The 12,997-nt window shown below is 65.3% G+C and carries 11 protein-coding genes; 7 read left to right on the forward strand and 4 right to left on the reverse strand.

Annotation, left to right across the window (positions count from 1 at the left end; all coding sequences use genetic code 11):
• Positions 1-142 precede the first annotated feature (142 nt).
• From VGF64_17025 to VGF64_17035, 3 genes are all read left to right on the forward strand, one after another.
• Positions 143-943, forward strand: a complete 801-nt coding sequence (locus tag VGF64_17025) for an SDR family oxidoreductase (GenBank protein ID HEY1636465.1) — start codon at positions 143-145, stop codon at positions 941-943.
• Between the two features lie 68 nt (positions 944-1,011).
• Complete coding sequence (locus VGF64_17030; protein ID HEY1636466.1) at positions 1,012-1,497, forward strand: peroxiredoxin family protein; 486 nt, start codon at positions 1,012-1,014, stop codon at positions 1,495-1,497.
• Between the two features lie 330 nt (positions 1,498-1,827).
• Positions 1,828-3,303 carry an alpha-L-fucosidase gene (locus tag VGF64_17035; protein HEY1636467.1) on the forward strand — a complete coding sequence of 492 codons (1,476 nt, stop codon included), beginning with the start codon at positions 1,828-1,830 and terminating at the stop codon, positions 3,301-3,303.
• 105 nt (positions 3,304-3,408) lie between these two features.
• Here the strand turns inward: VGF64_17035 and VGF64_17040 are convergent, their stop codons facing one another.
• The 3 genes from VGF64_17040 to VGF64_17050 form a co-directional block, all read right to left on the reverse strand.
• Positions 3,409-4,005, reverse strand: a complete 597-nt coding sequence (locus VGF64_17040) for a DNA-3-methyladenine glycosylase I (GenBank protein ID HEY1636468.1) — start codon at positions 4,003-4,005, stop codon at positions 3,409-3,411.
• Between the two features lie 28 nt (positions 4,006-4,033).
• Positions 4,034-4,909, reverse strand: coding sequence for an alpha/beta hydrolase (locus VGF64_17045; protein ID HEY1636469.1), 876 nt, complete (start codon positions 4,907-4,909; stop codon positions 4,034-4,036).
• A gap of 214 nt (positions 4,910-5,123) precedes the next feature.
• Positions 5,124-7,874, reverse strand: a complete 2,751-nt coding sequence (locus VGF64_17050) for an AAA family ATPase (GenBank protein ID HEY1636470.1) — start codon at positions 7,872-7,874, stop codon at positions 5,124-5,126.
• A 213-nt stretch (positions 7,875-8,087) separates the two neighbouring features.
• Between VGF64_17050 and VGF64_17055 the strand changes: the two genes are divergently transcribed.
• From VGF64_17055 to VGF64_17070, 4 genes are all read left to right on the forward strand, one after another.
• Positions 8,088-8,957 (forward strand): alpha/beta hydrolase, encoded by an 870-nt coding sequence (locus VGF64_17055; GenBank protein HEY1636471.1) that lies wholly within the window; start codon positions 8,088-8,090, stop codon positions 8,955-8,957.
• 64 nt (positions 8,958-9,021) lie between these two features.
• Positions 9,022-9,726 (forward strand): alpha/beta hydrolase, encoded by a 705-nt coding sequence (locus tag VGF64_17060; GenBank protein ID HEY1636472.1) that lies wholly within the window; start codon positions 9,022-9,024, stop codon positions 9,724-9,726.
• A 65-nt stretch (positions 9,727-9,791) separates the two neighbouring features.
• A complete protein-coding gene (locus VGF64_17065) occupies positions 9,792-9,926 on the forward strand; it encodes a hypothetical protein (GenBank protein HEY1636473.1) in 135 nt (44 codons plus the stop codon).
• Positions 9,927-10,308: 382 nt separating this feature from the next.
• Positions 10,309-10,764: a hypothetical protein gene (locus tag VGF64_17070; GenBank protein ID HEY1636474.1), complete on the forward strand. Its 456-nt coding sequence runs from the start codon at positions 10,309-10,311 to the stop codon at positions 10,762-10,764.
• Between the two features lie 432 nt (positions 10,765-11,196).
• Here VGF64_17070 and VGF64_17075 read toward each other — a convergent pair whose 3' ends face one another.
• Positions 11,197-11,715, reverse strand: a complete 519-nt coding sequence (locus tag VGF64_17075; GenBank protein ID HEY1636475.1) for a hypothetical protein — start codon at positions 11,713-11,715, stop codon at positions 11,197-11,199.
• Between the last annotated feature and the right edge of the window lie 1,282 nt (positions 11,716-12,997).

Consider the following 12,997-nt stretch of genomic DNA (forward strand, 5'->3'; position numbering starts at 1 on the left):
TCCCTTCGCACCATGACGGAATCCTAATGGGAAGCGGCCGACGGTGCCCTCGCGACGCGACCACCCGCCTGCGTAGCGACGATGTTGGCCGGCGCTGACAACTGGAGGTAAGACGCGAGGGTCACCACGCCGCAAACCGAACATGACCACATCGCTCTACGGCTGGACGGCACTGGTCACTGGGGCCGGACGGGGCATCGAGCGCGGCATCGCGCTGGAGCTCGCCCGGGCGGGCGTGGCGCTCGCCTTGGTTGCACGCTCCGTTGACGAGCTTGCGGCGACGAAGGATCGGATAGAAGGGCTCGGAGGCAGCGCGCTCGCCATTCGCGCAGACCTTGGTGATCTTGACGAGGTCACCAGAGTCGTGGGATTCGCGAACGGCGAGCTCGGCACAGTCGATGTGCTCGTCAACAACGCCGCGGTCGTCTGGCCCCTCGGACCGAGCGTCATGGTCGACCCCGCCGAATGGAGGGCCTCGATCACTGTCAACGTCGTCGCTGCCGCTGCGCTCAGCTTCGCCTTGATGCCCGGCATGCTCGATCGAGGTTGGGGACGTATCGTCAATGTCTCAAGCGGGGTGGCCGCGCACCCTGAGGTCATGATCGGCGGGAACGCCTATGCCTCCAGCAAGGCTGCACTGGAGGCCCATACGATCAACCTGGCTGCTGAACTAACCGGCAGCGGCGTCACCGTCAACGCGTTCCGACCCGGGTCGGTCGACACCGCCATGCAGGCCTGGATCCGAAAGCAAGACCCGGCGCGGGTCGGCGCCGAGTTACACGAGCGCTTCGACCGGTCGTACCGGGAGGGCTCGCTCATCACTCCAGATCAGTCTGCCTCGTCACTGCTGGCGCACCTGTCCAGCGCCGCCACGGGCGAGATTTGGGACGTGTCGGACTCACATCCCGCCACCGGTACTCATCCCGGGCAAGTTCCTGTTTGATCGCGGGATCCACCGCCCCAGTTCAAGCGCTCACTTTTGGCGGCGATCCGCCTATGAAAGGAAACCGAATGACACTGCTGCATCCGGGCGATACGTTCCCTAGCCTCACGGTGTTTCCAACCGGCGCAGAACCGCTACGGCTTCCCGACGCGCTCGCCAAGCATTTCGGTGTAGTCCTCTTCTACCGGGGCTCCTGGTGCCCGTACTGCAACGCCCAGCTACGGGCATTCCAGCGAGCACGAGACAGCCTCGCCGACGTGGACGCGCGAGTCGTGGCCCTGTCAGTCGACGATGAACCCACCACGAAGGCCCTGATCGACAAGCACGGGCTGGAGTTCCCGGTCGGCCACAGTGCCGACGCGCGGGCCATCGCCGAGGCGACTGGGGCTTTCGTCAACGACGACCCGACGTATCTCGAGTCCACCGGGTTCGTGCTCGATCCTGCCGGTCGGGTCGTCGTCAGTGTGTACTCCAGTGGCGCAATCGGTCGGCTCGTGCCCGACGACGTGGTCGGGCTCGTCCATTATCTCCGGGAGGACGCCGCCAGGCGGTGAGCAGGTCCGAGCAGCAGCGACGGGTAACACCAAACCGCGTCGACGAGGCAGGGGTCGTGGATCGATCCTTCCTCCTCCGCCTAGCAAAGGAAGGACCAGGGCTGCGTCCATTGCGTCCACCCAGTCCACTGAGGTGGCTGGAGTCAGCGATTTCGCTCAGGCAGTCCATTGCGTCCACGCATTTAGTAGACCGGTCTACTGACGGCGCCCCTTGGGGAGCACGAGGCCGCATTCGACCACGCGGTTCACAGCGCCATGACGCAGAAGTCCGCTCAGCCGAACGCCCCGATCGACGGCCGAGCCGTCGCTACAATTCTCCTGGAGCCGACCATGAGCTACGAGCCGACCTGGGAGTCCGTGGCCACTCATCCGGTCCCGGGCTGGTTCGAGGGGGCCAAGCTCGGGGTCTTTCTTCACTGGGGCCTCTACTCGGTTCCGGGCTGGGCTCCCCGGGTGCCCGACATTCAGACGATTCTTCGCGATCACGGCCCTCGTTGGCTGTTGCGGAACAATCCGTACGCCGAGTGGTATGCCAACACGGTACAGCTCGAGGGAAGCCCGACGCAGCGCCACCACGCCGAGACGTACGGCTGTGCCACCCCGTATGACGCTTTCGTCGACCCATTCGACCTCGCCTCGTCCGGCGCCGACCTTGCAAGTCTGGCCGACTTGTGTCGCCGCGCCGGAGCCAGGTACGTGGTGCTCACCACCAAGCACCACGAAGGCTTCTGTCTCTGGCCGACGTCTATCCCCCATCCCCTGAAGGACGCCTACCACGCCAAGCGCGACCTCGTGGGAGAACTCACCGAGGCCGTGCGCTCCCAGGGAATGCGCATGGGGCTCTACTACTCGGGTGGCTACGACTGGCCGTTCAACGGGGCAGTGCTTCGCGGCGCTGCCGATGCCATCCTGGCGGCGCCCGGGGGCAGGACGTATGCCCGGTATGCCGATGCCCACGTGCGGGAGCTGATCGACCGGTATCACCCGTCGGTGCTCTGGAACGACATCGGCTGGCCCGCTGAAGGGGATCTCCCTGGCCTCTTCGCGTTCTATTACAACGCCGTGGCCGAAGGCGTGGTGAACGACCGTTGGACCCAGTCCACACTCCCACGAGGAGCGTTGTGGGACGGTCTGGTGGGGATGGCTGCCGGCCTCATCGAGCGTCTCTGGTGGCTGATTCCCGAGAGGCGCAAGCAGTTGACCTTCCGTGGTGCCAGGCACTCCGACTTCTCGACCCCGGAGTACGAGAGGTACCCCTCGATAGTCGACAGGAAGTGGGAATCGACGCGTGGCCTGGGGCACAGCTTCGGTGCCAACCGCAACGAGGATCCCGCTGATCTCCTCTCGACCACAGAATTGGTCCGGTCGTTCGTTGACATAGTCAGCAAGAATGGCAATCTCTTGATCGGCGTCGGTCCAACAGCCAACGGCTCCGTGCCTGAATGGCAACAAGCTCCGCTCCTCGGCCTTGGACGATGGCTCCACGTGAATGGTGAGGCAATCTTCGACAGCCACCCCTGGGAGACGTCCTCGACAACGACGTCAGAGGGCACAGAGGTGCGGTTTACGATGGGCCGCGATGCCGTTTACGCAGTACTGCTCGACACGCCCAGCCTCGCCGAGTTCGGGCTCCGCGGCGTCGACGCTTCGGGGGTGCGCGATGTCAGGCTTCTAGGTATTAGCGGGGGTGTCGACTGGAGCGTGAAAAGCGGCGCCTTGACGGTGACCCTCGCCGAGCGGCTGCCGGTCGACACGGCGCGAACGCTGCGCCTGTTCCCGTCCTCAGCAGTTAGGTTCTTCGGCTGAGGGGGTCTGAGACTCGTCTAGCGCAGTGATCTGACCTTCTCGCTTGCGATTCGGGCAGCCAGGCGTCCTGAATGCCATTGCTACTCCCACGGCGGATTGCGACCTTCAACGGTCGCGGGCCTTTGTTGGGTGTTGGGAGAAGTCGGTCGCCCGGAAGCACCCATGGATGTGGTCGTTGACCACGCCGACGTTCTGCATGAAGGCATACACACTTGTGGGCCCTACGAAACGGTACCCCTGAGACTTCAACTGCTTGGCGAACGCATCGGCCTTCGGCGTTGACTTGGGGATGTCGGCGACGGATAGCGGCGCACGCTTGCGGGTGGTCTCGTAGGACTTCGCGAGCGCTACAAGGCTGGGCGACGCGGACCTCATCGCACGGGCGTTGTCGACAGTGGCCTGGATCTTGCCACGGTTACGGATGATCGACGAGTCCTGGAGCAGGCGGTCGACATCCCGACCCGTCATCGCCGCGACCTTCGCAATGTCGAAACCGTGGAAGGCCCTCCGGAATGCGTCCCGCTTGCCGAACACGATCGAAAAGCTGAGCCCGACCTCGAACACACCCAAGGTAAGTGCCTCGAACATCTCCGACTCGTCGTTGGTGCGCGTACCCCAGACCTCATCGTGGTAGCGGCCGAACGCGGTATCGCCAGCTCCGGCCCAGACACAGCGGGGCTTCCCGTCGTGACCGGCGACCACGTCGCTGGCTCGGGAGATGACCCCGTCGTCAGCTGTCGCCATCGGAAAGGAAGGCCTCGACGTCGGCTGCAAACTCGCGGTGGTGCTGGAAGAGGAACCCGTGCGCCGAATCGGGGTACATCTTCACCCGGGCCTGTGGAATCAGTCCCGCGACCAGGTAGGAGTAATGCGGAGGGATCATCGGGTCACTGTCGCCGTTGGCCACGAACACTGGGATCCCGATGGCGCTCAGCCTCTGCAGCAACGCGTGGTTGGGGATCCCCCACGTACAGACGGCGTCGTACTGCGCCTGCCGCGTTTGCCAGGTCGTGGGCTGGTCCCGGTCCTCTGTTCTGGCGAACAAGCGCTGCAGGGCCTGCCCGCCAGCCTGCCGGCTCGAATCCGACCGGGCATAAAACACGTCGAGCACCCCATCGGAGCTCACCTCAGGAGCGCCCACGGCGCCGATGACCTCGGGCGCCCAACCGTGCATTCCCGCTGCACCCTTTGGCGCCGACGATGCCAGGATCAGTTTGCGTACCAGTGCCGGCCTGACCAGTGCGATCTCCTGGGCCACGAAGCTCCCGATCGAGAACCCAAGGAGGTCGACCTGGTCGAACTCCATGGCGCTCAGGAAGTCGATGGCACCGCGGGCCATCTCCTCCACCGAGCTCGGTGTCGTCCCGTTCGTTCCACCTACTCCCACATTGTCGAAGGTCACTACGTCGCGGCTGGCCGCCAAGTCGTCGATGACGGCGGGATCCCAGTTGTCGAGGTTGCCCCGGAAGTGCTGGAGGAGGACCAGGGGCATCGCTCTCTCCGAGGGCTCCCCGAACCGTCTATAGGCGAACCGGACCCCGGCCGCGGAGTCCACCGACCGGTTGGGGGCCGTGGTGGCGGAGACCGCAGCAGTGGTCGTGCTCATCGTCGTTCCTCCCGTTCGCTGCCTCGATCAGGCGACATGACGCCCGGTAGTAACGATAGGGCGAGCCCCTACCGCAGGGCATCTAGCGAATGACCAGTCTGGAGATAGGGTCCCCGGCCCGACGTTGACGGCATTGGGCCGTCTCGGAGGGCTCAATGCGGACAACCACGGCAAATATCCCAGTGTGTGATCTGCTGCCCGCAGGGACACGCCACTAGGCCGACAAGACGTCCGGGCCGACGACCGTGTGGAGTTGACTGCGCGAGGTGAGCCCCAGCTTCGTGAACATCCGATTGAGGTGATAGCCGACCGTCTTGGACGAGATGTAGAGCTGTTCGCCGATGTCGCGGTTGGATAGTCCCTCGGCCGCCATTCGAGCGATCTGCAGTTCTTGCGGTGTGAGCTGATCCCAGGGTTGGGGGCTTCGCTGGCCGCTCGTCTCGCCAGATGCCCGCAACTCCTGGCGAGCCGTATTCGCCAAGGCGGGGAAGGCAAGCGCATCAAAGCCATCCCGGGCGGTCCGGAGAGGTGTCCGAGACTCTGCCACACGCCGCTGACGCCGAAGCCATCTGCCGTACCACAGCAGCATGCGGCCCCGATAGCAGGGCCAATTGGCCAGGTCGCGTTCGATTGCCGTCTGGTAGAGGGACTCCGCCTCGCTGTCGTCGGCGACCATCGGCCGGGCGTAGCCGGCCATTGCGAGCAACAAGGAGCCGGACGTCGTCGCAACCAGCGAGTTCAGCTGATCCAGGTACGCCATGGCGCTCTCCGTCTGGCCGCTGTGGGCCGCCGCTTCGACAAGATCGGAGAGCCCCCAGGCGCCCACGAACAGGTTGTACGAGGGGTCAGCCGGGTCGAGAGTCCGCCGATGGTGCTCGAGGCCTTCGGAGTAGTGCTGATGGGCAACAGCTCCGCGACCTCGGACGAACTCCGCCAGGGCGAGCATCGGGGTCGCACCCAAGGGGACCAGCAGCGCCTCCGCCTCACATACCAGTGCTTCGGCAGCCTCGAAGTCGCCACGCTCGGCGGCGATCGTGGCTCGAGCGAGCTGCCCAAGGGCGGCCCAGCGCACCTGCCCGGTCTCCCGGGCCAGGCGTGAGGCCTCGCCAGCGGCAGCCACAGCGAGCGGCTCCCTGGCCAGATGGACGGCAGCCCATGCCTGGGAGACGAGGGTCTGGACGAGCAGGCCGATACGACCCTGCGCCCGGAGACCGTCCGCGGCCGCATCGAGGAAACCGAGCGATAGGTCGTAGGCCCAGACCGCGCTGGCAGCCGATCCGAGGAGGTACTGCTCGGCGGCGTCTCGGGCGTCGGGGGTCATTCGTGAGATCCGCTCGATCACCAGCGCCCCGTGCCCCACCGGGTCAGCGTGGGCGAGGACCGCAAGGAGAGCTGGGTCGTCCTCGTCCACTCCAATGCGTTCGGCACCAGCGACGACCGCGGCTCGTGTCTCCTGATCGGGGTTGCCCCACCAGCATCGAAAGGCCACGGTGACGAGGAGTCTCATGGCGAGCTCCGCGCGCCCATCGAGCCTCATCAGGTCAGCGATGTCGAGACAGGAGCCGAGCATCGAAGTTCCGGACCATCGGGCCTCGTCGTAGGTCTCTCGCAACCAAGACAGCCGCATTCGCTGCTCTGCCGCCAGATCGAGAGACCCGGCGAATTTCAGGAGTCGAAGTCCAAGCTGGAGCCGCCCCAGCTCGAATGCCATCTCAGCCGCCACGAGCAGGCGCTCACCCCGTTGCGAGGGGCCTTGGCTCAGCTCAGCGGCGCGTTCTTGGGCCGCGATCGCCACGGCAACGGCCCCGCGGCGGCGTGCCCGTGAGGCGGCCTCGTCGAGCTCTGACGCTACCTGCTCGTCGGGTCCGAGGGTCGCTGCCGCCCGGTGCCAGATCGACCGGTCGGGCTGGCCACCGAGAACCTGCGACAGGGCGGCATGCGCCGCCTGACGCTGCGGCAGACTCGCCGCTTGATAGGTCGCAGAACGCACGAGAGGGTGGCGAAAGCGCAATCCTGTCCCGTCTGTTTCGACGAGCTCGGCTTGGATGGCCGGCACAACGACCCCAGACGTCATCTCCATCTTCTCGATGATGGAGGCAGCTCGCAGCAACTCTCGGAGGCTGCTCCCGTCGTCGGCGGCGGCGACCAGCAGCAGCGAGCGGGTAGTCGCCGGTAGCTGGGACTCCTGCAGGGCGAACGCTCGTTCCAGACGAGCCGTCAATGGCAGCCTCGAAGGAGGCAGTTCGTATCCGCCGAGCAGCTCTGAGCCAAGGGTCTTCGGCAGCTCGAGCAAGGCGAGCGGATTGCCGACTGCCTCTTCGACAAGCCGAGCTCGGAGCAGGGGCTCGAGGCCAAGGACTTGGGCATCCAGAAGTGCCATGGCGGCCGTGTCGTCGAGTCCCAACAGCTCCAACTCGGGAAGCCCCGCGTCGACGAAGGGGCTCATCGGTCCGTCACGTAGCGCGATCAGCATCACGGCCGGATCGGCCTCGAGCCGACGCGCAACGAGGGCAAGGATCTCGCTGCTGCTGTGATCGACCCACTGAGCGTCCTCGATAACGACCAGGACGGGTGAGCTGTCAGCACGGCTGCTGATCAATTCGAGCGCGGCGAGGGCAATCAAGAACAGCTCAGGCGCGGCGTCATCAGAGATGCCGAAAGCCCCCAGCAAGGCGTCGCGCTGCCGAGACGGCAGCGCCTCGCATAGGTGAAGTATCGGCTGCAGGAGTTGGTGCAGTCCCGAGAACGGGAGGCGGGTTTCTGACTGGACACCGACTACTGACAGCACCTCGAAGCCGTCGTCGCTCGCTCGGGCGATGGCCCCTCTCAGCAAAGCGGTCTTCCCGATCCCAGCCACCCCTCGCACCATGAGGGCACCGCCGGCTCCTTTGCCAGGGCGGTCAAGGAGGTCGATGAGCAAGCCCTGCTCGCGCTCCCGTCCGAACAAACGGTCAGACTGCGGCACGTCGCCCGACAGATCTCCTGCCGTACTCCGCTTTGCGCCTTTTGCCATCATCTTCACCCCCCGATACGCCAACGCTAGGTCGATGGGCCCCCCGCGGCAACACCCGGTGGCAAGACTGGTCATTCGCTAGATGCGTGGTCCTGGCAACTGGCCGTACCGTCGGCTACCGAGCGCTATCGCACCGGCCCAGCATCGAGAGGAGGGCGAACGAGCGTGACCACGACCGCGGATGCGATCTCGGCCACCACCACCCCCAACCGGTCGGTGGACTCCGCTGTCGGGGTGCGGTTCGCCTACAGACGCTTCGGGGAGCCCTCGGAGGGAGTGATGCCCCTGGTCCTCCTCCAGCACCTCCGGGGCAACCTCGACAACTGGGACCCGCTGCTTGTCGATTCCCTGGCCTCGCGGCGAGAGGTCATCCTCTTCGACAACGCAGGGGTGGGACTCTCGGGCGGTACGACCCCTTGCACCGTCACCGAGATGGCCCGAGACGCCATCAGCTTTCTCGACGCCCTCGGCCTGGGGGGCGTGGACCTGCTGGGATACTCGATCGGCGGGATGGTCGCCCAGGAGCTCACGCTGCTGCGGCCCCAGCAGGTCCGACGCCTCGTGGTGGCCGCTACGGGCCCTCGCGGGGGCGGAACCTACCCTCCGGGCGGCCCCTTCGACATTGCCGCTCCGGTCAACGCTCGCGAGGAGGGCGCCGAAAGATACCTCAGCATCTTTTCGCTCACCGAGTCGAGCCGCAGGAGGGGGATGGACTACCTCTCCAGACTGCAGGATCGCACCGAGGACCGCGATCTACCCGTAGGCCACCAAGCCCAGACGGCCCAGTACGACGCTCTCGTGGACTGGTGCATCCCCGAGCCGTGCAAGCTGGCCCGCCTGACCGGCATCCGGCAGCGGACGCTCGTCACCAGCGGCGACAACGACACCATCATCCCGACCGAGAACGCCCACATCCTCGGTACCCACCTGCCCAACGCCCGGGTCCGCATCTTCGACGACGCCGGACACGGCTTCGTGTTCCAGTGGCCGGTCGAGTTCGCCCAGCTCGTCCAGGACTTCCTCATCAGAGCGTGAATCGGCCCGAGCTGGCCCAGAACCACGACCCTCACCTACCGACCAACCAAGGAGGAAGAGAGAAATGACCAACCTGCCCAACATCGTCCTCGTGCATGGCGCGTGGGCCGATGGCTCCTCTTGGAGCGATGTCATCCAGCACCTCCAGGCCGAGGGGTGCAACGTCACAGCGCCCCAGTTTCCGATGACCGCTCTGGCGGATGACGTCGCCAGGCTGCGCGAGGTGCTGGCCCTCCAGAACGGCCCGACCGTCGTCGCCGGTCACTCCTACGGCGGCCAGATCATGACCGCCCTCGGCACGGACGCCCCGAGCGTCGTCGGTCTGGTGTACGTCGCCGCCTTCGGAATTGACGAGGGGGAATCGCTCGGCGCGCTGCTGTCGCAGGGCCCTCCCACCCCGGCACTGGTACACCTCTTCACCGACGAGCGGGGCTTCGCCTGGCTGACCGAGGACGACTTCGTGAAGCACTTCGCGGGCGACGTCGACCCGGTGAAGGCAAAGGCGATGTACGCCGTTCAGCAGCCCCTGACCACGTCGGCCTTCAACGATGTCATGAGTGTCCCGGCCTGGAAGTCGCTGCCCTCCTGGTACCTGGTCGCCACGCAGGACGAGGCGATCCCGCCCGACGCTGAGCGCATGTTCGCGAGCCGCATGGGCGCCACCACCATCGAAGTCCCCTCCAGCCACGTGGCGATGGTCTCGCACCCAGACGAGGTGACCCAGCTCATCAAGACGGCGGCGGAAGTCTGCGCCGCGCCGGCAGCATGATCGGTCGCCGGTTGCTTCCAGTCACAACCGACCGTGGAGCGAGCCCGGGGTTGATCTGATTGGTGATGTCCTGGAAGCTGCCGCCCGCCCCACCGCCTCCTCCGGCGACCACCACGGCGGAGCCGAGCGACGCCTTGCAGCGCACCCGCGAGGGCGGCATGGTTCGAGGCATCCACGTCTTTACCCAGGAGTTGGCCTGACCCCCAGCTGCGGTGAGCAGCGCGGACCCAGCTGATGGCCCAGCGCAGCGACCTCGCGGCGCATCAGCAGCGCGGCGAGAGCGTGGCCTTGGGATCGTGTCAGCCAACGGACCCTGGAAGCCGCTCCTTCAATCCGAAGTTTACAGACCTCGATCCGAGGCAACACGGATCGGATGTTCGGCCACGGTCTCCCAGAGGGATCGGCGGCTCCGACGGACCCCGCCTTGATAACCGTCCGCCGAACCCCAGGCTGGTGGACAGGCCCTTTAGAGGACACCGCTGTGCGAGACCTATCCTCCTCGAGAGGCAACTAGAGGCCATACTCACCGGGGTAGGTTCACTCAAGAACCGACCCCTCCACCGGCTGAATCGAGTGAGGCGGATGGCAGAGGCTCTCGATCCCGAAGGGATGCTCCGTACGATCGCCAGGTTCCCTCCGGTCGCGCGAGTCCTGATGGCGACGGTGGGGACGCTCCAGGGCACATTGTCCGCCTACTTCGCCACGCCGGTGTTGATCCGCGTTATCGACCAGCACCGCGGCGATGCTGGTCATTACGAGCGTCATACCGACCTGTACCGCAAGGACACCGGACAGGTCGTGTGTCGAGCGTCGGCGACCCTGGAGGTGGACCGCAAAGACCTCAGGGAGCTCATCGATGCGCGCATCCACGGCCTCGGCCAGATCCTCACCGTCCTGGACATTGCAGCGGCCTTCGAACTGGAGGACGTCGGGAACGACCGTGTCCTGTGGCGGCGCTACCGCTTGTCGGGCGAAGGGTTCTTGTTCGTCATCAGCGAGCACTTTGCCCCAGAAGCCTTCTCAGTGCTCTCGCCGTAGCCCGGGTTCGAGGCGCCAGCGCCTGTGGTCCGCTGACGCCTCGAACCACCTGATGATCGGCAAGGTGGAGACGCCCACTAGTCACCGCAGGCGTGTTATGAGTAGATCCTTGTCGGCGGTGTAGCGACGGTGGGGGGGATGTCTTTGCCATGCGGCGAGCTGATACCGCGCGTTTCAGCTGGTTGGAGGCGCAGGGAGGACGGGCCTATGGGGGCGTGGCCACTACCCGGAGTGGTCCCCCAGAGGGGAGGACCGAAGGACGGCCACGAGTCCTTCACATACGATCTGACACTCAAGATGACAACCTGCCATCGGTCCAACTGGCGGGGCTAGGGGCTCACTCTCAGCATCGAAACGCGCGACAGGACGGCGGGACTCTGTAAAGTCCCGCCGTCCACATCGAACTAGATCTTGCGCTGGTGCTGTGATCGGTTAGGGGCAGGGCTCGATGGACACCGGGGGTGAAGACAGGCCGTTGACGGTGACGGTGATGTGCGTGGTGTTGCCCTGCTTGGCGTAGCTGAATGCGACTGCGGTGACGTTCCCGCTGGCGTCGGTGGGGGGCAGAGGCCCGAAGTTCTGGAACCCGGGGAGGGACTCGACGGTGAACGTGCCCGAGTAGGCAGTGAACGGAGCGAAGTGGCTGAGGGTGACGTTCGCGTTGCAGAAGTTGATGTCAGTGCTCGCGGTGAACCTCAGTGAAACCGACGGTTGTCGTTGGATGGCTTCCAGTGTGCCACCGTGAGCGGCATAGCTGACGCAGTCGTCGACGTTGCTGAACAGGGTGCCGTCGGTGCCCTGGAGGTTGGCATAGCCGCCCTTCTGGCAGGCATGGGCGGCTGCGCTGTTGCCTGCCGGAGCAGCTGAAGCGGTCCCGGCTATGGCTAGGACCGGGAGTGCGGCGGCGGCGGTCAGCGCGCCCACAGCGCCCCACTTGCGTAGAGTCTTCATGGCAGATTTGTCGCCTTTCGGTAGTCCGGATGCTAGGACGGCCCGAATCGAGAGCCCTCCCCCGTGGAAGACAAGTCATCACACGATTCTTTCGCCCGCCTAGCCGATCTGGACATAAGCAGGGAAAGACACAGCAGGCGCGCTGGCTCGTTCTCTGACTACAGCCAAGTAGGTCACGCCCACACGCATGCACGGATGCCGAGAAGCGACTTCCACCCCTATGGACCAATCGCCGCGTCCGCCAGAGGGGGCAGTACGTGAACCGTAGCACCCAGTGGGCAGGAGACATCGGCCTGTGAGGGTGGATCTATGACCGCTCCAGGCTGGGATCAGACATTTAGCCCAAGCAAGGTTGCCCACCCGGCTTGCGCCAGCTCACGAAAAACGCGCCTACTCGACCCGGCGAAGCCCCTGGCCAGACAGCGAGTCCATCTCCGCCCCGGCCAGCTCATTCGAGCAGTTCGGTACCGACCCGACCGCGTTCTCATGAGCGCCACGGACGTGGTCAAAGCGACGCCGCCCGGCGGTGGCGCTACCCTGTCGCCCTCCTCATTCCGACGAGCGACAGCAGCCGACACTCATACGCGGCCCGCAACGCCATGGCGTTAAGGCGACCCAAGCTCCTCTGGATGAACCGAACTAATCAGGCGATTGAGCTCAACCGACATGCGGCGCCAGCAAAAATGAAACGGACCCGTCATTTCGCGAGGGCAACCCGACAGATTGTTGGCCTCGTAGGGTCCGAGACCTCGCAAGGAGAGAAAGGCAAATGTCATGACGGGAGGAAGTCAAAATGGTCCGGTGCTGTTCTGCTTCGACGGTTCTGACGGATCGCGAGAAGCCATGAGAGCCGCGGCGGATCTGATCAACCGACCGGCCGACGTTGTTGTGCTCACGGTTTGGGAGACTGTCGCAACGCGCTTGGCTCTTGCCGGCGCCTTCGCGGTGGGCAATACGACGGGAGCAGACCTGGACGCCGAGGAAGAGTCGTATGCAAGGTCAGTGGCGGAAGAGGGAGCGCTCCGGGGGAGGGAGCACGGACACGAGGCCTCACCGATGATCGTTGAGTCCTTCGAAGGGATTCCCAGGGCCATCTTGGAGACAGCGGACCACGTCTCAGCACGCCTGATCGTATGCGGCCAACGGGGTCGGGGCGTTCTACGTAGCACTCTGCTTGGCAGCGTCTCTCACACTCTGGCGTCGCATACCCGACGCCCGATCCTCATTGCTCCGGAACGCCCCGCAGTCGACGATTGAGAATCGCTTCTGACCAAGAGCGGAG

It is taken from the genome of Acidimicrobiales bacterium (assembly GCA_036491125.1).
Classification (GTDB): domain Bacteria; phylum Actinomycetota; class Acidimicrobiia; order Acidimicrobiales; family AC-9; genus AC-9.

What these genes read in the sequence shown, in the direction of transcription:
- VGF64_17025 (HEY1636465.1), top strand. Translation starts at nt 143, where the DNA reads ATGACCACATCGCTCTACGGCTGGACGGCACTGGTCACTGGGGCCGGA.
- VGF64_17030 (HEY1636466.1), top strand. Translation starts at nt 1,012, where the DNA reads ATGACACTGCTGCATCCGGGCGATACGTTCCCTAGCCTCACGGTGTTT.
- VGF64_17035 (HEY1636467.1), top strand. Translation starts at nt 1,828, where the DNA reads ATGAGCTACGAGCCGACCTGGGAGTCCGTGGCCACTCATCCGGTCCCG.
- VGF64_17045 (HEY1636469.1), bottom strand. Translation starts at nt 4,909, where the DNA reads ATGAGCACGACCACTGCTGCGGTCTCCGCCACCACGGCCCCCAACCGG.
- VGF64_17060 (HEY1636472.1), top strand. Translation starts at nt 9,022, where the DNA reads ATGACCAACCTGCCCAACATCGTCCTCGTGCATGGCGCGTGGGCCGAT.
- VGF64_17065 (HEY1636473.1), top strand. Translation starts at nt 9,792, where the DNA reads ATGTCCTGGAAGCTGCCGCCCGCCCCACCGCCTCCTCCGGCGACCACC.
- VGF64_17070 (HEY1636474.1), top strand. Translation starts at nt 10,309, where the DNA reads ATGGCAGAGGCTCTCGATCCCGAAGGGATGCTCCGTACGATCGCCAGG.
- VGF64_17075 (HEY1636475.1), bottom strand. Translation starts at nt 11,715, where the DNA reads ATGAAGACTCTACGCAAGTGGGGCGCTGTGGGCGCGCTGACCGCCGCC.